The sequence below is a fragment of the Streptomyces sp. MZ04 genome, from assembly GCF_004684775.1.
Lineage (GTDB): Bacteria > Actinomycetota > Actinomycetes > Streptomycetales > Streptomycetaceae > Streptomyces.
Map to the genome: position 1 here is coordinate 1 of NZ_SRIC01000152.1, position 19,673 is coordinate 19,673.

The window sequence follows — 19,673 nt, forward strand, 5'->3', positions numbered from 1 at the left end:
GCGGGGGACGGTGCGGACCGAGACCGTCTCGCCCGCCGCGGGGATGTGCGAGGCGGGGACCTCCACACCGTCCACCATCAGTGCGCCCACCTCCGTCAGGGGGACGCCGAGTGACTCGACGACGTGCCCGAGCGTGGACGCGCCGTCGGTAACGGCCTTGCTGGGGCCGTTCCTTCGTTCGTGCGGGACGAACATCCCCAGCTCGGGGGCGAAGTCGATGAGGATCTCCGGACCGTTCATGGGGTCAGGATGGCACGGCGGGTCCGCCGGCCTCGGGGGATTTTCCGCCGTCCGACGCGGCGAAGCCGTACGACAGCATGTCCAGCGTGCGGTCCACCAGTTGGCCCAGGTCGTCGCGGTGGTCGTGCTCCGCCCAGTACGCGGTCGCCTCCGTCAGCGCCCCGATCAGGCCCATGGAGAAGACCCGCACCTCAAGATCGTCCGCGTCGCGCCCGGTCCGTTCCGCGATGACCCGGCACAGCATGCGGCCGGTGACCGACATGCTCTCCAGCATCCGGGAACGTACGGCGGGGACTTCGATCATCAGGCGGGTGCGCAGGCGCGACACCTCCGGCTCCGCCGCGAAGCCGAGGCCCACCGCCCTGCGGATCACGTGCCGCAGCGACTCGGCGATCGGCTCGTCTGCGGGGCGGGCCCGCAGTTCGTCCTCCAGGAGCGGGTCGTACTCGTCGGTGAGGACGATGTCCTCCTTGGTGGGGAAGTAGCGGAAGACCGTGGAGGGGGAGACCTCCGCCGCGTCCGCGATCTGCTCGACCGTCGTCGCCTCGTACCCCTGCTCGCGGATCAGCCCGTACGTCGCCTCACGGATCGCGATGCGGGTCTTCAGCTTCTTCCGCTCGCGAAGCCCCAGCTGGGCGGCGTGTTTGGAGGCGGTGCTGCGTACGGCCGTCATGACGTTCATTGTCGGGCATCCGCGGGCCGCGGGGCCATGTCGGCGGCCGCGCCGGGCTCCGGGGTCCGCAGCAGCGCGGCCACCAGGAGCGCCGTCACCAGGGCTGCCACGCCGCTGACCCAGAGGACGACGCCCATTCCGGTCACGTACGCGGAGTCGGCGGATTCGACGAGCCCCGGCAGCCCCAGGCGGTCGGCGATCGCATGCCCGCGACCAGGGCGGCGAGTGCCCACCAGCGGCGGGGGTCCTGGCGGTGTCACCGTCAAGACATGCGCATGGCCGCGACTCGAAAGTCGCGGCCATGGGGGAGAGGAGGTGGGGGCAGGGGCTATCCGTGCTGGTAGGCCACCAGCGAGATGCCGACGTAGTGCACGACGAAGGCCGCCAGCGTCAGCGAGTGGAAGACCTCGTGGAAGCCGAAGAAGCGGGGTGAGGGGTTGGGGCGCTTGATGCCGTAGATCACGCCGCCCGCGCTGTAGAGGAGTCCACCGACGATCACCAGGACGAGTACGGCGATGCCGCCCGTCCGCATGAAGTCCGGCAGGAAGAAGACCGCGGCCCAGCCCATCGCGATGTAGCACGGCGTGTAGAGCCAGCGCGGGGCGCCGACCCAGAACACGCGGAAGGCGATGCCCGCGACGGCCGCGCCCCAGATGCCCCAGAGCAGCCACTGCCCCTTCGCCTCGGGGAGCAGCAGCATCGTCAGCGGCGTGTACGTGCCCGCGATGATCAGGAAGATGTTGGAGTGGTCGAGCCTGCGCAGGATGCCGTCCGCACGCGGGCCCCAGTTGCCCCGGTGGTAGAGCGCGCTCACTCCGAAGAGCAGGCAGGCGGACAGGGCGAAGATGCCGCAGGCGATCCGGCCGCGGGTGGAGTCCGCAAGGGCGGTGAGCACCAGGCCGGAGACGACCACTGCGGGGAACATGCCGGCGTGCAGCCAGCCGCGCATCTTCGGCTTCGCCGGGAGCGACGGGGCGACGAGCGCGGACGAATCGGGGCTTGTGGCCGGGGAGTTCGTGATCGCGTCGGGGACGGGTGCGGTCATGACGGGCATCGTACCTACGCAACCGTAAGTTACGCATCAGTCGGGGCAGGTCCGATGTCCACAAGTGGCGATGCTCACGGCGATACCCGAGCGTGGAGGTCCGAGCCTACAAGTGACGGATCCGCGCGCGGAAGCCCGTGCGCGTGAGTGGCGATGCTCACTCCGCTCACGTGTGAGGCACTCTGGACATATGCGCAGAACCATCGGATGATCAAATGAGTGCGGTCGGCACCGGATGAGCGCCAGAGGGATCAACACGTGAAGCGTCCGGGTCGCAGCCCCCACGGGGCAACAAACCTAAAACCCTTCATATAGGAGCAATCGTGGCGCGCGACATCGCGGCTCCCCTTTCCGTGGACACCGTTCCCACCAACCACCAGGAGCTCGTCACCTGGGTGGACGAGATCGCCGAGCTGACGCAGCCGGACCGCGTGGTCTGGTGCGACGGCTCCGAGGCCGAGTACGAGCGCCTGTGTGAGGAGCTCGTGGCCAAGGGCACGTTCAAGAAGCTCGACCCGATCAAGCGCCCGAACTCGTACTACGCGGCCTCCGACCCGACCGACGTCGCGCGCGTCGAGGACCGCACCTTCATCTGCTCCGAGAAGGAGGAGGACGCGGGCCCGACCAACCACTGGAAGGCCCCCGCGGAGATGCGGGAGATCTTCACGGGCGAGAAGGGCGTCTTCCGCGGCTCCATGCGCGGCCGCACCATGTACGTCGTGCCCTTCTGCATGGGCCCGGTCGGCTCGCCGCTCTCCGCGATCGGCGTCGAGATCACCGACTCCGCGTACGTCGCCGTATCCATGCGCACCATGACCCGCATGGGCCAGCCGGTCCTGGACGAGCTCGGCTCCGACGGCTTCTTCGTGAAGGCCGTCCACACGCTGGGCGCGCCGCTGGAGGCGGGCGAGGCCGATGTGCCGTGGCCCTGCAACTCCACCAAGTACATCTCGCACTTCCCCGAGGACCGCGAGATCTGGTCGTACGGCTCGGGCTACGGCGGCAACGCCCTGCTCGGCAAGAAGTGCTACGCCCTGCGCATCGCCTCCGTCATGGCGCGCGACGAGGGCTGGCTCGCCGAGCACATGCTGATCCTCAAGCTGACCCCGCCGCAGGGCGAGAGCAAGTACGTCGCCGCCGCGTTCCCGAGCGCCTGCGGCAAGACGAACCTCGCCATGCTGGAGCCGACCGTCCGCGGCTGGACCGTCGAGACCATCGGCGACGACATCGCCTGGATGCGCTTCGGCGAGGACGGCCGCCTCTACGCCATCAACCCCGAGGCCGGTTTCTTCGGCGTCGCGCCCGGCACCGGCGAGCACACCAACGCCAACGCCATGAAGACGCTGTGGGGCAACTCGGTCTTCACGAACGTCGCGCTGACCGATGACGGCGACGTCTGGTGGGAGGGCATGACGGAGGAGACTCCGGCCCACCTCACCGACTGGAAGGGCAACGACTGGACCCCCGAGTCGGGCGTCCCGGCCGCGCACCCGAACGCGCGCTTCACCACCCCGGCCTCGCAGTGCCCGATCATCGCGCCCGAGTGGGAGGACCCCAAGGGCGTGCCGATCTCGGCGATCCTCTTCGGCGGCCGCCGCGCGAGCGCCGTGCCGCTGGTGACCGAGTCCTTCGACTGGAACCACGGCGTCTTCCTCGGCGCGAACGTCGCGTCCGAGAAGACCGCCGCCGCCGAGGGCAAGGTCGGCGAGCTGCGCCGCGACCCGTTCGCCATGCTGCCGTTCTGCGGCTACAACATGGGCGACTACATGGCCCACTGGATCAAGGTCGGCGCGGACAAGGACCAGTCCAAGCTGCCGAAGATCTACTACGTGAACTGGTTCCGCAAGAACGCCGACGGCAAGTTCGTGTGGCCCGGCTTCGGTGAGAACTCCCGCGTCCTGAAGTGGATCGTGGACCGCCTCGACGGCAAGGCCGAGGGCGTCGAGACCCCCATCGGCATCCTGCCGACGAAGGAGTCCCTGGACACCGAGGGCCTCGAACTGGCCGACTCCGACCTGGAGTTCCTGCTCACGGTCGACAAGGAGGTCTGGCGCGAGGAGGCCGCGCTCGTCCCCGAGCACCTCAACACCTTCGGCGACCACACGCCCACGGAGCTGTGGGACGAGTACCGCGAGCTGGTGCGCCGCCTCGGCTGACGCACCCGCGTTCCGGAAGGGCCCCGCACAACGGCGTGCGGGGCCCTTCCGTGTGCGTATCCCTGCCACGCATGCACGTACACACATTTTGTGAACGTCGCCTTCACATGCACCCCACATGTTTCAATGTCCCCACAAGGCGGCCGTCGATCAATACGGGCCGTCAAAAGAGCCTGTGGGGGGCCAAGTTGAAGAAATCTCAGCGACTGAGACGTATGACCGGCATCGCCCTCGCGGTGGCGCTCGGATCGGCCGGAATCGTCGCCGTCGGGACGCCCGCCGCGTACGCCGTCACCCCGTCGGACGAGGTGGCGAAGCTGCCCATCTCCTCGTTCGGGGCGATGGTGGTCGACTCCGCGCACGAGCGTGTGTACGTCACCGACGGCCGCAAGGGCAGTGGTGCGAGCGAGGTCCTGGTCTACAACTTCCAGGGCCAGAAGGTGAGTTCGCTCGCCACCGACCAGCCGGTCTCCGGCATGGCGCTCAGCGCGGACGGCGCGACGCTGCACGTGTCGCAGTCCAACCGCATGCTGACGTTCGACACGGCGACGCAGACCAGGACCGGCGCCTCCTTCACGCCCTACGACGTCACCTGCGGCCGGGACGTCGCCGTGGCGGGCGGCAAGACGTGGTTCACGGAGACGCCGTACACCGACGGGTACTGCGACCGGCCCGACAACATCGCGATGCTGTACGGGGTCAGCGGCACCACCTTCGACGACACCGGCTGGAACAGCCAGGGGCGGCTGAGGCTGGAGGCCGGGCCCGAGGCGCCGGACCGGCTCGTGATGGGGCAGGCGGGGGCGGCGGAGGGCGCCAATCCGTTCCTCACCACGTTCGACGCGAGCGGCGAGAACCTGGTGCGGGGCCCCTCGCGGCGCTTCGCGGACGCGGAGGGCAAGGGCGCGCTCGACCTGAAGGACATCGCCCAGAGCGCCGACGGCAAGCGGATCGCCGTCGCCGACGCCGCGTACGGCACCCGGCTGCTCGACGCCGGCGACCTGGCGGACGCCCCGGCCGGCTACCAGCCGCTGCCGGACGGCGCGAAGGCATCGGCGGTGGCGTTCAGCGGCGACGGCGAGTACGTGGCGCGGGGCGCGGTCGCCTCCGGCAGTACGGCCGATCTCCTCATCCAGCCCGCCGACCCGGCGGACGGCACCGCGCCGATGGAGTTCGCCTTCGAGGGGGCGCTCGACGGGACGCGGATCGTGCCGCAGGGCCTGGGCTGGGCCAAGGACGGCTCGCGGCTCTTCGCGGTGGCGTCCGACGGCGGCGGCAACCACTGGCTGCACGTCATCCAGCCGCCGGCCGCGCAGTACGACTCGCGCTTCACCGGCGCGCTCACCACGACGCCCACGCAGGCCGTCGTGGGTGAACCGCTCGGCATCCGGGGCAAGTTGGAGCTGGACGGGCCCGCGCCCGCGGAGCCCGTGAAGGTCACCGCGGTCCGCGAGGACGCCGACGGCACGCAGGAAGTGGCGGCCGCCAAGGTCGCGGCCGACGGCAGCTTCACCGTCCTGGACGTGCCGGACAGGGTGGGCGAGGCGACGTACACGCTGCGGTTCCTCGGCGACGTCACACACCGCCCCGCCGAGGACGTCACGCTCACGCTGGACGTGGCCAAGGCCCCGACGTCGATCGCGCTGACGGCACCGGCCGAGGCGACCCGCGAGGGCGGCGTCGAGATCACCGGCAAGCTGACCGGCCAGGGGCGCGCGCTGCCGTCCGGGATCAGCCTGAAGGTGACCCGCACGGACCGCTTCGGCGCAACGGGTGAGCTGACATCGGCGCCGGTCGCCGCGGACGGCACGTTCCGCATCAAGGACCTGCCGAGCAAGCGGGGCAGGACGGTGTACGCGGTGAGCTACGAGGGCGATGCCCTGCACTCCGGATCGTCGGCCGAGGCGACGGTACGGGTGATCAGCTAGCCGGGTAGATGGCTCCCGGTCCGAAGGCCTCGGGGCCTTCGGACCGGGGCCGCATAGGGGCCGCGCCTAGCGGGAGCGCCCCGAAGGGGCGCGGGGAACCGCGCGACAAGCCACAAGCACCCGCAGCCGCGCAAACAGCTCAGCGGCTGCTCAGTGGGCGCCAACCAGCCGGGCAGCACCCTCATGAGCGTCCATGCGCCGCGCAGCGAGAATCGCCGCCGCCGTGTCCGCGCGGGACGCGGCCACCACCAGGGCGCGGCCCGCGAGGGCATGGGCGCGCTGGTGCAGGGCGGTGAGGTGGGGCTCGTGGATCGCGGTCACCACGGCCGAACGGACCGGCGCGAGGCCCCGCAGCCGGGTGACCTCACGGGTCAACTCATCGGCGGCGGCGTCCAGTTCAGCCGACGGCGCGAGCGCGCGCAGCTCGTCGGTGACGGCGAGGAGCGCGGCCAGATGCCCCGCGAGCTGGATGTCCAGCTCCTCTTCGCGGGTGCGGTGCGGGTAGGTCGCATCGTCGGCCAGCGAGTGGACCGACTTGGTGCGGATCGGCTCGTACATGCGGTGGCCTCCAAGCGGTGTTGGGCCCATCCTAGCTTAGATTTCGTCTAAAGTTGAGCGCGGTCCGAAAATCCTGTGGGCCGGGCGCCAACCGGCGCCCGGCCCACAGACCGCTCCCGCACAGCGCGAGCGTTACGGCTGGCTGTAGCCGTCCAGGAAGTTGCCGATCCGCTTCATCGCCTCGGTCAGATCCGTCGCCGTCGGCAGCGTCACGATGCGGAAATGATCAGGCTCCGGCCAGTTGAAGCCGGTGCCGTGGACGACCATGATCTTCTCGGCGCGCAGCAGGTCGAGGACCATCTGGCGGTCGTCCTTGATCTTGAAGACCTTCGGGTCGAGCCGCGGGAAGAGGTACAGCGACCCCTTCGGCTTCACGCAGCTCACGCCCGGGATCTGCGTGAGCAGGTCGTACGCGGCATCGCGCTGCTCGAGGAGCCTGCCGCCCGGAAGCACGAGATCGTTGATCGTCTGCCGACCGCTCAGCGCCGCGACCACGCCGTGCTGCCCCGGCATGTTCGCGCACAGGCGCATATTGGCGAGGATCGTCAGGCCCTCGATGTACGAGGAGGCGTGCGCCTTCGGGCCCGAGATCGCCACCCAGCCGACCCGGTACCCCGCCACGCGGTACGCCTTCGACATGCCGTTGAAGGTGAGGGTGAGCAGGTCGGGGGCGATCGCGGCGGTCGGGGTGTGCGTCGCGCCGTCGTAGAGGATCTTGTCGTAGATCTCGTCCGAGCAGACCAGGAGGTTGTGGCGGCGCGCGATGTCGGTGAGGCCCCGCAGCATGTCCTCGCTGTATACGGCGCCCGTCGGATTGTTCGGGTTGATGATCACGATCGCCTTGGTGCGGTCGGTCACCTTGCGCTCGATGTCGGCGAGGTCCGGCATCCAGTCCGACTGCTCGTCGCAGCGGTAGTGCACGGCCGTGCCGCCGGACAGGGAGACGGCCGCCGTCCACAGCGGGTAGTCCGGCGACGGTACGAGGACCTCGTCGCCGTCGTCGAGCAGGGCCTGCATGGCCATGACGATGAGCTCGGAGACGCCGTTGCCGATGAAGACGTGCTCTACGTCGGTCTCGATGCCCAGGGTCTGGTTGTGCATGACCACCGCCCGACGGGCGGCGAGCAGCCCCTTCGCGTCGCCGTAGCCGTGCGCGGAGCCGACGTTCCGGAGAACGTCCTCCAGGATCTCCGGCGGGCACTCGAACCCGAAGGCGGCGGGGTTGCCGGTGTTGAGCTTGAGGATGCGGTGGCCCGCCGCCTCCAGCCGCATCGCCTCCTCGAGCACCGGGCCCCGGATCTCGTAACAGACGTTGGCGAGCTTCGTCGACTGGATGACCTGCATGTCCGCGAGCTTACGGCCGCGTGACGGGACCCGCTCCGTGTTTTAGGACACGTCGGGCTGCGGGGCCCTCAGCCGGGCTCCACGACCTCCGGAGGGGCGGGCGGAGCGGGGTCCCGTGCGGACCTCTGGTGCGCGGCTCACACGGCGTGCCGGTGCCTCTACTCTTATGCCTTCCGGATAAGGGAATTGACGACCAGTTACGGAACGGGGCGTGCGGTGGCGGCGGGGGAATCGAACGGCGGAGAGCTGATCGGGAAGGTGCTCGGAGGGCGTTACCGGGTCACCTCCACGATCGGGCGCGGGGGCATGGGCGTGGTCGCCCGGGCGGTGGACCAGCTGCTCAACCGGGAGGTCGCGGTCAAGATCCTGCGGGCCTTCACCGACGCGTCCGCGGACGATCTTGCCGATCTGCGGGTCCGGATGCAGCGGGAGGCGCAGGCCGCCGCCCGGATCCGGCACAGCGGCGTGGTCACGGTGCACGACGTGACCGAGGAGGACGGCCTGCCGGTCATCGTCATGGAGCTGGTCGACGGACCATCGCTCGACGACGTGCTCACCGAGCGCGGCGCCCTGGAGCCGCACGAGGCCGCCGCGATCGGCGCCAAGCTGATGGACGCGCTCGACGCCGCGCACCAGGTCGGCGTACTGCACCGGGACGTCAAGCCCGGCAACGTCCTCCTCGAGCGGGGCGGCCGCGTCGTCCTCACCGACTTCGGCATAGCCAGCATGGAGGCCGGCGGCTCCGACGGCGCCGCGCTGGACAAGCTGACCCGCAGCGGCCAGCTCGTCGGCTCCCTCGACTTCCTGCCGCCGGAACGCGCGCAGGGCAGGGAGCCGGGCCCCGCCTCGGACATCTGGTCGCTCGGCATGACGCTGTACGCGGCGGTCGAGGGGACATCGCCCTTCCGTCGTACGTCGGTGTGGTCGACGCTCGCGGCGATCGTGACCGAGCCGCTGCCGGAGCCGCAGCGGGCGGGGGCGCTGACGCCGGTGCTGCGGGCGCTGATGGCGAAGGACCCGGAGAGCAGGCCCGCCGCGGACCAGGCGCGGGCGATGCTGGAGCGGGTGGCGGCGGGGAGCACGGTGAGCTTCGGTCCTGCGGCTGCGGCGACCGGGGGCGGGGCTGGTGCGCCCGGCGGGTTCCCGCCGCCTCCCCCGGGAGCCGGTTTCGGTGCGCCCGCCGCACCGTTCCCGCAGTCGCCGTTCCCGCAGCCGCCCCACGGCGGCCATCCGGCACCCGGCGCCATGCACGGCGGCCATCCGGCACCCGGCGCCATGCACGGCGGCCATCCGGCACCCGGCGGACCGCAGGTCGGTCATCCGGTCCCCGGCGGTCTGGCGAGCACGCTTCCGCAGCCCGGCGGGCGCGCCGCGGGCCGCGCCGGGGGACGTGCGCAGCGGCGGAACCGGAGCAGGGCGGTCATCGCGGCGGTGGCGGCCGCCGTCGTACTCGCCGGGGGCGGCATCACGTACGCCGTGATGGGCAAGGACAGCGGCGAGAAGAGCGACGAGGCGCAGTCGGCGCCGAGCCGCCCCGGTGCGACCGAGGGCAGCGACACGCCGAGCCGCGGCAGCATGGGCGGCGGAAAGCGGACACCGAGCCCTTCGTCGTCGGCGGACCCGCAGGGCAAGCCGTCCCGCACGCCGTCGCAGCGGCCGAGCGAGACAGGCAAGGACGGCAAGGACGGCAAGGGCGGCGAGGCGGGCTCGTCGTCGAGACCCACCGGCGACGCCGACGGCGGCACGGAGCCGCAGCCGCCCGCGTCCCCCACCGCCAAACCCAGCTCGGTGTCGAAGAGTTGCAGCGGCTGGAGCCACCGGAACCCGAAGCCGGGAACGTACGCCTACCTGGCCGGCCGTTACAACATCGTGACCGGCCCCTATCAGACCTGCTCCGCCGTCACCCCGGTCCAGAGCGGCACGCGGCTCGACTTCCACTGCTCTGTCGTCAACGCCCATGGCCACAACTGGACTTATGTCCAGGTGGCGGGCACGAGCACGTCGGGCTGGATGTCGGACGACAACCTCACCGGTCAGGTGGGCGCTGCGACCCGCTGCTGAAAAGTGTTCTGTCAGCGGTGAGTTGTGTCCGTTTACGGTCTTGTCCTCAGGGCCAGGTACCCCAACAATGCGCATGACAAAACCGAAGCAACTTCGGTCACACAGTCATCATTCATCAGAGGGGACCCCCCACATGAACAAGCCTCTCGTCGGTGCGTGCTTCGCCGTGCTCTTCCTCGGAGCAACGGCGGCGCCCGCGGCGGCCGTCAGTGTCGAACGCCCGGCCAAGCCGAAGGCGGTCGACTTCGCCGGGACGGTGGCGCTGAGCAACTGCTCCGGCTCCGTCGTGCGCGTACCCGACTCGAAGCCGGAAGACCCCGCGCTCGTCATGTCCAACGGACACTGCCTGGAGAGCGGCTTCCCGGGCCCCGGCGAGGTCGTCGTGGACCAGCCGTCGTCGCGCACCTTCACCCTCCTGAAGGCGAACGGCAGTGACGCCGGGACCGTCAAGGCGAGCAAGGTCGCCTACGGCACGATGACCGACACGGACGTCTCGCTGTACGAGCTGACCAGCACGTACACCGACATCGAGACCAAGTACGGCATCAAGGCGCTTGAGCTGAACGCGGCGCGTCCGGAGCAGGGGCGGAAGATCACCGTCGCCTCCGGCTACTGGAAGAAGCTGTACAAGTGCAGCATCGACGGCTTCGCCTACCGCCTGAAGGAGGGGAACTGGACCTGGAAGGACTCGGTCCGCTACACCCCCGACTGCCAGACGATCGGCGGCACGTCCGGCTCCCCCGTGATCGACGACGAGACCGGCAAGGTCGTCGCCGTCAACAACACCGGCAACGAGGACGGCCAGGAGTGCACGGACAACAACCCGTGCGAGGTCGACGAGAACGGCAAGGTCACGGTCCGCAAGGGCATCAACTACGCCCAGCAGACGTACGGCATCGTGCCGTGCGTGGCCCCCGGCAACAAGATCGACCTCACCCGCGAGGGCTGCGAACTCCCCAAGTGATGAAGTGAGTTGAGGCAACCGCCGGGTGGTACGGATGAGTGGCTGATCCATACCACCCGGCGGGCGTAACGCAAGGGTTCACACCTCTTGTCCGTACGCCCGGCCCCCCGAAGAATGACGCTGCCCATGACACATGCCACCAGAGCACGGCATGGGTGTACGTCGTACGTCCACAACTACGTACAGGGGGGCTCCCTATGAAGAAGGCTCTCGCGGGCGGATTACTCGCCCTCACTCTCGTGGGATTCGGCGCCGCGCCGGCCATGGCGGCCCCGGACGGCGCGTCGGCGGAGGCGGCGGAGGGGTCGGACGCCGCTCAAGTCGCAGTCAAAGCCGTCGACTTCGCCGGAACCGTCGCACTGAGCAACTGCTCCGGCTCGGTGGTCCGTATGCCGCAGTCCACGGCGGACGACCCCGCGCTCGTCCTCTCCAACGGGCACTGTCTGGAGAGCGGCTTCCCGGCCGCCGGTGAGGTCATCGTCGACCAGCCGTCCACCCGCACCTTCAAGCTCCTCGACGCGAAGGGCGCCGAGAAGGCGACACTCAAGGCGAGCAAGATCTCGTACGCGACGATGACGGACACCGACATCTCGCTGTACCAACTCACCACCACCTACGGCGAGATCACGAAGAAGTACGGCATCAAGGCGCTGGAGATCGAGGACGGCCACCCGGTCAAGGGGCGGGCGATCACCGTTGTCTCCGGCTACTGGAAGCAGACGTACACCTGCAAGATCGACGGCTTCGTCTACCGCCTCAAGGAAGGCGAGTGGACCTGGAAGGACTCGGTCCGCTACACCCCCGAGTGCCAGACCATCGGCGGCACCTCGGGCTCACCCGTGATCGACCACAAGACCGGCAAGGTCACCGCCGTCAACAACACGGGCAACGAAGAGGGCGAACGCTGCACCCTCGACAACCCCTGCGAGGTCGACCGCAACGGCAACGTGACGGTGCGCAAGGGCATCAACTACGCCCAGCAGACGTACGGGATCGTGCCGTGCGTGACCCACGACAGCAAGATCGACCTGAACCGGCCGGGCTGCAGGCTTCCGCGGCCGTGATCCGCCGGCGATCGGGAGCTGAGAGATGGACTTCTCGCTGTTGCGTGACGAGCCCGTCGAGGGCGCGGACGCGGACCTGCTCGGCACGGGGGACGCGGCCCGAGGCCTGGCTCAGCTCCTGATCGCCTCACGCGACGAGACACCCCTGACGGTGGCGGTGGACGCCGGCCGGGGCATGGGCAAGAGCAGCCTGATGAGCCTCGTCCGCAAGGAGTTGACGACCGTCCCAGGCGTTCACACCGTCTGGTACAACGCATGGACCTCGACGGGCGCCGACGCCCTGGAAGGGCTCATCAAGTCGGTCCTGACGCGGCTCGACCCGCACGCGCTGCGGCGCGCCGTCCACCACGTGTCGGAGCACCGCACCCTGATCCGGGTCATCATGGCCGCGCTGCTCGTGGTCGCCGCGCCGTTCGGTGCCGCGGGGCTCGTCGACCGGCTGTGGCGGGACCTTTCGGTGGACGCCAAGACGCGCAACGAGATGCGCGACGCCCTGGGCGAACTGGTCAAGGAATGGGCCGACTCGGGGGAGGCCGGAACCCGGCGGTTCCTGGTGGTCTTCATCGACGACCTCGACCGCTGCTCGGAGGAGGCGGTGCTCGCCGTGTGCGAGGCCGTCAAGGTCTATCTGGACGTACCGGACCTCGCCTTCGTCGTCGGCTGCGACCGTTCGGCGCTCGGCCCGAGCGGACTGCTGCGCGAACTCTCCCCGGCGGGCTCGGTCTTCATGGAGAAGCTGTTCCAGACGACCTACCGCATTCCGCGTCCGGGGACCGAGGACGTCGAGCGGTACGTGCGCAGCTGCGCCGACCGCTCCGGCATCGGGGAGCTTCTGGGGGACGGCCTGATCCGGGTGATCGCCGAGCGGTCGCACCGCAATCCGCGCCGCATCAAGCGGCTGATCAACGCGTTCGTACTGGAGTGGCGGCTGAACCCGGTCTGGGGGGCGGAGGCGGGCTTCGGGCCCGAGGCGATGATCCGTACGCTGCTGCTCCAGTCCTTGTACGCGGATTTCTATCGGATCCTGGTCAGGGACGAACTCGGCGGCCGTGAACAACCGCACGCCATCCGTGAGTTCCTCGACTACCGGGTCGCCCGGCGCGTCCTGAGCCAGCCATGGGTGGCGCCAGATCCGGGCGACTGGGCGCGGACGGTCGCCTGCCTCGCCGCTAAAGGGGTGGGCGCGCCCGGCCCGGCCGACGCGGACGACTGGGGGCACTCGCTCGCCCGTCTTGAACAGGAACTGCCCGCGGGATACGAGGCGTTGGCGCGGGACGCGAACTTCGTCACGCTGGTCGAGGAGCTGATGGGGCTGCCGAGCGCCGACGCCCTGATCGAGCGGCTGCAGCGGGGGATGCCGGTCGCGGCCCCGCTGCCCCGCGCTTCCGACGACTTCGACGAGGACTGGAGCGCGGAGTCCTGGAACCGGCCCGAGGGGGTCGGCAGATACGAGGGCCTGAATGTCCTGTGGGTGGACGATCACCCGGACAACAACACCGACTTCGCCGCCCGCCTGAAGGCCTACGGTGCGCGGGTGTACCTGGCTGAGGAGCGCGGGCGGGCCGAGCATGTGCTCGGCGTGACGGACATCGGCCTGCTGCTCTCCGACGTGGGGCGTGGTGACGAGCCCCTGGCCGGGTTCACGGATCTTCGGGCCTGGCGGGACTCCGGGCGCTACCGGGGCCCCGCCGTCTTCTTCGCAGGCCGCGTCACTCCGGCACGCAGGGATCAGGCCCGCGAACTCGACGCCGAGATCGCCGACGGGGTCGCGGATCTCTTCCGGTGCGTGGACCGGGTGCTTGCGGAGCGGGAGAGGCGTCAGCCGTAGCGGCCGGGGCGGTGCGGGTCAGCGGACGGTGAGTGAGCCCTTCATGGACGGGTGGATGGTGCAGATGTAGGCGTACTTGCCCGCCTTCGACGGTGCGGTGAAGGTGCCCGTCTCGCCGGCGGCGATGGTGCCGGTGTCGAAGGCCTTGTCGCCGGTGGCGGTCACGGTGTGGGGAGCTGAGTCCTCGTTGACCACGGTGACCTTCGCTCCCGCATCGACCGTCAGGTCGGCGGGTTCGAACGTGAAGTCCTTGATCGTGATCCGCACCTCCTCCTTCTTGCCCGACGGGGAGGCCGACGGGGAGGCCGACGGGGAGGCCGACGGGGAAGAGGGAGTGGCGGAGGGAGTGGCGGAAGGAGTGGCGGAAGGAGTGGCGGAGGTGTTTGAGCCGCCGTCGCCGTCCGAGCAGCCGGTGACGGTCGTCAGCGTGCACAGCGCGGCAATGGCCACGGCGGCACGCAGCCTGCGGGGGTGGAAGGGCACGGTCTCTCCAGTCATGTCACTGGGTACTGGCCCAGGACGAAGTGCAGGTGTCGATGTGTTCTGGTACCCATCATGAAGTCTGGGCAAGAGACGGAGCGGTGGCCCCTCGGCACGTCCACATGGCCCACAGAGCACACTCGAAAGCTCGACGAACCGGCGTGGCTCGACCCGTCAGGGATCAGGGCGTCCGGCGTACGGACCGTCCCGCGAGGACGTCCGTGCGCAGGCCGTCCCGCATCACGAACTTGCCGTCGATGAGGACGTGCGGGATGCCGGTCGGGAGTGTGCGGGGGGCCTCGAAGGTGGAGCCCGCCGCTACCGTCTCCGGGTCGAAGAGGACCAGGTCGGCGCGGTAGCCCTCGCGGACGACGCCGCGGTCGGGGAGGCGGAGGCGGGCGGCCGGGCGTGAGGTGAGGTGGGCGACCGTCTCCTCCAGGGGCATGACGCCCAACTCCCGTGCGTAGCGCCCGAGATACTGCGGGAACGTGCCGTACGCGCGCGGGTGCGGCTTGAAGCCCTGCAGGATGCCGTCGCTGCCGCCGGTGTGCACGCGGTGGCGCATGATCGCCTGGACGTTCTCCTCGTGGCCCACGTGCTGGAGGATCGTCGAGCCGAGCTTGTCGTTGATGAGGAGGCGGCGGGCGGTGACCCAGGGCTCCTCGCCGCGCTGGGCGGCGGACCGGGCGATGGTCTTGCCCACGCAGGAGGCGAGCCCGGGGTCGCTCACGCCCGAGATCTCGATCGTGTCCCACTCGATGGGTACGCCGTGACAGCCGTCGGCGCCGATGACCTCCATGTGATGGCGGATCTTCTCGGCGGTCTCGTCGTCCTGGAGGCGGGCGAGGATGGAGTCCGGCCCGCCCTCGCTGGCCCAACTGGGCAGCATGGCCACGAGAGTTGTGCACCCGGGGGTGTAGGGGTAGGTGTCGAGCGTGATGTCGGCGCCTCCCGCGAGGGCGTCGTCGAGGAGGGCGAGGAGATCCGGGGCCTTGCCCTTGTTCACGCCGAAGTTCATGGTGGCGTGGGCCAGATGGAGGGGGCAGTGCGCGGTGCGCGTGAGGTTCACCATCTCCTCGTACGCCTGGAGGGCGCCGGCGCCGTAGCTGCGGTGGTGGGGGCAGTAGTAGCCGTTGAACCGGGCCACCACCTTGCAGAGTTCGGTGAGTTCGGAGTCGTCGGCGTACATGCCGGGGGTGTAGGTCAGGCCGGACGACATGCCTACGGCCCCTTCTCGCATCCCCTCGGCGACCAGCTGCTTCATGCGGTCGATCTCGGCGGGGGTGGCGGGGCGGTCGTCCCAGCCGAGTGCGTACATGCGGACCGTGCCCTGCGGGATGAGGTACGCGGCGTTCACCGCGATGCCCTGCCTGTCCAGGCGGTCCAGGTACTCGCCGACCGTGCGCCAGTCGAAGTCGATGTCGCTGCCGTCGCCGTTCCAGCCGGTGATGGCCCGGCGGACCTGGGCGAGGGTGCGGTCGTCGACCGGGGCGTAGCTCAGCCCGTCCTGGCCGATGACCTCCAGGGTGACGCCCTGGGCGGCCTTCGCGGTGTGCTCCGGGTCGCGGAGGAGGGCGAGGTCGCTGTGCGCGTGCATGTCGATGAATCCGGGCGCCAGCGCCAGGCCCTGGGCGTCGATGGTCTGGCCCCCGGCGGGGCGGGGGCCGGTGTCCCCCTCGTGGTGGATCGTGGTGATCCTGCCCTCGTGTACGCCGACGTCGGCACGGTAGGAGGCACCTCCGGTGCCGTCGATGACGCGGGCGTCCTGGATGACCAGGTCCATAGAGGTGCCTCTCTTCGCTGGTTGCTGCGGGGCAATCGGGAGGTGGGTCCCCCTGCTCCTTTGAGCTTGGGGGAGGGAGGGACAGCTCTGACCGGAGGTCAGAAGTACGTGCGGATGTAGTCCGTGACCGTTCCGTCCGCCTCGACCAGAGGGATCAGCTGCCACTTGTCGAACGACGTGCAGGGGTGCGACAGGCCCATGCCGATCCAGTCGCCCACCGCCAGTTCCCCCTCCGGAGTCGTCCGGATCCACGCGTGCTGGTCCGAGAGGCCCGTGATCGTGACCCCGGTCGCGGGGCGGTCCGCGCCGTCCCTGCGGACGACCTGCGCCTCGGGCAGGTCCAGGTCGTACGCCGCGTCCCGCTTGCCCGCGTTGGCGAACGCCTGCTCCGGCGTGGGCCGGGAGACCACCTGCGCCCACAGCCGGAAGGCGGGCTCCAGCGCGCCCTCCTGCGGGACGCGGTTGAACGGCGTCAGATGGCGGTAGTGACCGTCGTCGTGCGAGACGTACGCACCCGAGCGCAGCAGCTTGAGCACCGGCACCGACAGTTCGGGGATCTCGGAGAAGACATCCGCCACCGCGTCGAACCACGCGCTGCCGCCCGCGCTGACGACCACCTCGTCCAGATCCGCGAACCGGTGCGCCTTGTCGAGCTCCGCCGCGAGAGATGTGAGCCGGCGCAGCCACGCGTGCACGCGCTCCGGCGTAGCCTCCGGCACCTCACCCTCGTACCCGGCCACGCCCACGAGCCGCAGCGTGTCCGCGCTCGCCACGGCGTTGGCGATGTCGAAGCACTCGGCCTCGGTCCGCACGCCGGTCCTGGCGCCGTCGCCCGCGGCCAGCTCCACCACGACGTCGACGGGACGCGTCGCGCCCGCCTCGCGCAGCGCGGCGTCCATCAAGGCGACACCGGGTACGGAATCGACGTAGCAGATGAAGCGGAAGGAGGGGTCCGCGTCCAGCTCCGCCGCGAGCCAGCGCAGCGCCGCCGCGTCCACCAGTTCATTGGCGAGGAAGATCCGGTCGATGCCGAAGGCGCGCGCGACCCGCACCTGGTGCGGGACGGCGAGCGTGATGCCCCACGCGCCGCGCTCCAGCTGCCGGGCGAAGAGCTGCGGCGCCATGGACGTCTTGCCGTGCGGGGCGAAGGCGAGACCGTGCCGCTCCGAGTACGTCTCCATCAGCGCGAGGTTGTGCTCGAGGCGCTCGGCGGAGAGTGCGAGGACGGGCGTGGTGAAGCCGTCCGTGAAGAGGTTGCGGCGCTGGGCGGCCAGCTCGCCGACCGTCAGGCCGTCCGCGTCCGGCGGCAGCGCCTTGAAGCGGTGGTCGACCCGCTCCTCGGTGAGCCGTTCCAGCTCCGAGGCCAGTCGGGAGGGCCCTTCGACGGTGCTGTCGGCGTTGTCGGCGGCCATGTGCGCCTCCTTGAAAAGGTGCGTTGCAGGATGTGCAACGGTCATTGCGTATGTCGCTTACTGCTGTCTAACATCCCAGCCAACACCGGGTCAACGGATCCGGAAAGCCGATCAGGAGCAGCAAGGGGTTGGGACGAAAGTGACCGCACACGGAGAACTGGGCTACGCGGACGGCACCGGTGCCGTCGATGTCGTGGCGCTCGGCGAGTCCATGGTCACCTTCCTGCCCACCCGCGCCGGCCGCCTCGCCGACGTCCCCTCCTTCGATCGCGGAATCGGCGGCGCGGAGTCCAACGTCGTCTGCGCCCTCGCGGCGGCCGGCCACCGCACCCGCTGGGTCAGCCGGGTCGGCGCCGACGGCTTCGGCGACCACCTCGTCGAGGCGATCGCCCGCTATGGAGTGGACACCTCCGCCGTCGGGCGCGACCCGCACCGCCCCACCGGCATCTACTTCCGCACCGCCGACGACCGCGACACCGACGCCCACGAGGTCCTCTACTACCGCGCCGGATCCGCCGCCTCCGCGATGTCCACGGCCAACGTGGACCAGGCCGCACTGCGCTCCGGGTACCTCCTGCACCTGTCCGGCATCACCGCCGCGCTCTCCGCGGACTGCCTGGACCTGCTGCGCGCGCTCACACTTCCCCAAGCTCTCGGCTCCGCTCGAGCAGGGGAGACCCCATCCGCCACGGGAGCGGACGGCGTCTCCTTCGACGTCAACTACCGGCCGGGCCTGTGGCCGGACGGCGGCCAGGACGTGCTCCTCGACCTCGCGCGCGGCGCCGGCCTCGTCTTCGTCGGCGAGGACGAGGCCACCGAGGCCTGGGGCATCACCGGCGGCCCCGACGCGATCCGCGCCGCCCTGCCCGAGCCGCGGCTCCTCGTCGTCAAGCGGGGCGCGGACGGAGCCGTCGCCTACGGCAGCAGGGGCGCGCGGTACGAGGAGCCCGCACCCCGCGTCGACGTCGTCGCCGCCGTCGGCGCCGGTGACGCCTTCGCCGCCGGGTTCCTGTCCGCGACGCTGCGGGGGCTCCCCGTGGGGCAGCGGCTGCGCCACGGCCACCTCATGGCCGCCGCCGCCCTCACCGTCCCCGGCGACCTCGCCACGCCCCCTCCCCGGGACCACGCCGACCGTCTCGCCGCCCTCGACGCGGCCGCCTGGGAGAGACTGCACCTCGGCCCCGGCTGGACCGCAGCCGACGACGAGGCCGCGCAGGAGGTACTTACGTCATGAGTCAGACCGTCGACCGCGCCCTGTCCATCCTGCCGCTGCTCGCGGAGGGTCCCGCCGACCTCGGCCAGGTCGCCGAACGCCTCGACGTGCACAAGTCCACCGCGCTCCGGCTCCTTCGCACGCTCCACGAACACGGCCTGGTCTACCGCCAGTCCGACCAGCGCTACCGCCTCGGCGCCCGCCTCTTCGCGCTCGCCCAGGAGGCCGTCGAGAACCTCGACGTACGCGAGATCGCCCACCCGCACCTCCTCGCGCTCAACGAGAAGTGCGGCCACACGGTGCACCTGGCGGTCTACGAGGAGCAGGAAGTCCTCTACATCGACAAGGTCGAGAGCCGCTACCCGGTGCGGATGTACTCGCGCATCGGAAAGCCGGTGGCCATCACGGTCGCCGCCGTGGCCAAGCTCCTGATCGCCGACTTCCCCGAAGCCGAGCGCCGCGCCATCGCGGAGAAGCTCGACTACCCCACGTACACGTCCCGTTCGACGCCCAACGCCGCCGCGTTCCTCAAGGAGCTCAGCGCCGTACGCGAACAGGGCTGGGCCACCGACCTCGGTGGTCACGAGGAGTCCATCAACTGCATCGGGGCCCCCATCCGCGGTGCGGACGGCCGGGTCGTCGCCGCCATGTCGGTCTCCGCGCCGAATGTCGTCGTCACCGCCGAGGAACTCCTCACGCTGCTCCCGCTGGTGCGCCGTACGGCGGACGCCGTCAGCCGGGAGTACTCCGGAAAGTCACCCCTCAAGGAAGCCTGAACCAGCCATGACCGAGAAGATCGCCCTCACTCCGGCCACCCACACCACCCCGCCCGCGAAGTTCTCCCACGGCGTGAAGAAGGGCAACATCCTTCAGGTCGCCGGGCAGGTCGGCTTCCTCCCCGCCGAGGAGGGCAAGGCCCCCACC

General features: G+C 70.3%; 15 protein-coding genes and 3 pseudogenes. 9 read left to right on the plus strand and 9 right to left on the minus strand.

Features of this window, described 5'->3' with window-relative positions; translation table 11 throughout:
* The 4 genes and pseudogenes from E2651_RS26825 to E2651_RS26840 form a co-directional block, all read right to left on the minus strand.
* Positions 1-240, minus strand: a pseudogene (locus tag E2651_RS26825) (hypothetical protein); the annotation flags it as partial.
* A gap of 4 nt (positions 241-244) precedes the next feature.
* Positions 245-922, minus strand: a complete 678-nt coding sequence (locus E2651_RS26830; RefSeq protein WP_135333800.1) for a TetR family transcriptional regulator — start codon at positions 920-922, stop codon at positions 245-247.
* A pseudogene (locus E2651_RS26835) lies at positions 919-1,119 on the minus strand (MFS transporter); the annotation flags it as partial. The gene E2651_RS26830 and the pseudogene E2651_RS26835, both read right to left, overlap by 4 nt.
* Positions 1,120-1,241: 122 nt before the next feature.
* Positions 1,242-1,958 carry a hemolysin III family protein gene (locus tag E2651_RS26840; protein ID WP_135333802.1) on the minus strand — a complete coding sequence of 239 codons (717 nt, stop codon included), beginning with the start codon at positions 1,956-1,958 and terminating at the stop codon, positions 1,242-1,244.
* A gap of 323 nt (positions 1,959-2,281) precedes the next feature.
* Here E2651_RS26840 and E2651_RS26845 point away from each other — a divergent pair, with 323 nt between their 5' ends.
* On the plus strand, positions 2,282-4,114 hold the full coding sequence (locus E2651_RS26845) for a phosphoenolpyruvate carboxykinase (GTP) (protein ID WP_135333803.1): 1,833 nt from the start codon (positions 2,282-2,284) through the stop codon (positions 4,112-4,114).
* Positions 4,115-4,329: 215 nt separating this feature from the next.
* Positions 4,330-6,042: an Ig-like domain repeat protein gene (locus E2651_RS26850; protein ID WP_135333804.1), complete on the plus strand. Its 1,713-nt coding sequence runs from the start codon at positions 4,330-4,332 to the stop codon at positions 6,040-6,042.
* 150 nt (positions 6,043-6,192) lie between these two features.
* Here the strand turns inward: E2651_RS26850 and E2651_RS26855 are convergent, their stop codons facing one another.
* Together E2651_RS26855 and E2651_RS26860 are read right to left on the minus strand one after the other, a co-directional pair.
* Positions 6,193-6,600, minus strand: coding sequence for a hypothetical protein (locus E2651_RS26855; protein ID WP_135333805.1), 408 nt, complete (start codon positions 6,598-6,600; stop codon positions 6,193-6,195).
* 132 nt (positions 6,601-6,732) lie between these two features.
* Positions 6,733-7,944 carry a pyridoxal phosphate-dependent aminotransferase gene (locus tag E2651_RS26860; protein ID WP_135333806.1) on the minus strand — a complete coding sequence of 404 codons (1,212 nt, stop codon included), beginning with the start codon at positions 7,942-7,944 and terminating at the stop codon, positions 6,733-6,735.
* A gap of 186 nt (positions 7,945-8,130) precedes the next feature.
* On the opposite strand from E2651_RS26860, the gene E2651_RS26865 reads away from it, so the two are divergent.
* The 4 genes from E2651_RS26865 (at position 8,131) to E2651_RS26880 (ending at position 13,861) form a co-directional block, all read left to right on the plus strand.
* Complete coding sequence (locus E2651_RS26865) at positions 8,131-10,005, plus strand: protein kinase (RefSeq protein ID WP_348541671.1); 1,875 nt, start codon at positions 8,131-8,133, stop codon at positions 10,003-10,005.
* Between the two features lie 133 nt (positions 10,006-10,138).
* Positions 10,139-10,969, plus strand: coding sequence for a serine protease (locus tag E2651_RS26870; protein ID WP_135333807.1), 831 nt, complete (start codon positions 10,139-10,141; stop codon positions 10,967-10,969).
* 197 nt (positions 10,970-11,166) lie between these two features.
* Complete coding sequence (locus E2651_RS26875; RefSeq protein WP_135333808.1) at positions 11,167-12,033, plus strand: trypsin-like peptidase domain-containing protein; 867 nt, start codon at positions 11,167-11,169, stop codon at positions 12,031-12,033.
* Positions 12,034-12,058: 25 nt separating this feature from the next.
* Entirely contained in the window at positions 12,059-13,861 is a 1,803-nt protein-coding gene (locus E2651_RS26880) for a P-loop NTPase fold protein (RefSeq protein WP_135333809.1), read from the plus strand.
* Positions 13,862-13,879: 18 nt separating this feature from the next.
* Here E2651_RS26880 and E2651_RS26885 read toward each other — a convergent pair whose 3' ends face one another.
* The 3 genes from E2651_RS26885 to E2651_RS26895 all read right to left on the minus strand — a co-directional run bounded on the left by E2651_RS26885 (position 13,880) and on the right by E2651_RS26895 (position 17,536).
* Positions 13,880-14,359, minus strand: a complete 480-nt coding sequence (locus E2651_RS26885) for a cupredoxin family copper-binding protein (RefSeq protein WP_135333810.1) — start codon at positions 14,357-14,359, stop codon at positions 13,880-13,882.
* A gap of 163 nt (positions 14,360-14,522) precedes the next feature.
* Entirely contained in the window at positions 14,523-16,124 is a 1,602-nt protein-coding gene (locus tag E2651_RS26890; protein WP_135333811.1) for a D-aminoacylase, read from the minus strand.
* A 98-nt stretch (positions 16,125-16,222) separates the two neighbouring features.
* Entirely contained in the window at positions 16,223-17,536 is a 1,314-nt protein-coding gene (locus E2651_RS26895; RefSeq protein ID WP_135333812.1) for an amino acid deaminase, read from the minus strand.
* 139 nt (positions 17,537-17,675) lie between these two features.
* Here E2651_RS26895 and E2651_RS26900 point away from each other — a divergent pair, with 139 nt between their 5' ends.
* The 3 genes and pseudogenes from E2651_RS26900 to E2651_RS26910 all read left to right on the plus strand — a co-directional run.
* Entirely contained in the window at positions 17,676-18,770 is a 1,095-nt protein-coding gene (locus E2651_RS26900) for a sugar kinase (RefSeq protein ID WP_280922807.1), read from the plus strand.
* Entirely contained in the window at positions 18,767-19,525 is a 759-nt protein-coding gene (locus E2651_RS26905) for an IclR family transcriptional regulator (protein WP_135333813.1), read from the plus strand. Before E2651_RS26900 ends, E2651_RS26905 begins: the two co-directional genes overlap by 4 nt.
* 7 nt (positions 19,526-19,532) lie before the next feature.
* Positions 19,533-19,673 (plus strand): annotated as a pseudogene (locus tag E2651_RS26910) (RidA family protein); the annotation flags it as partial.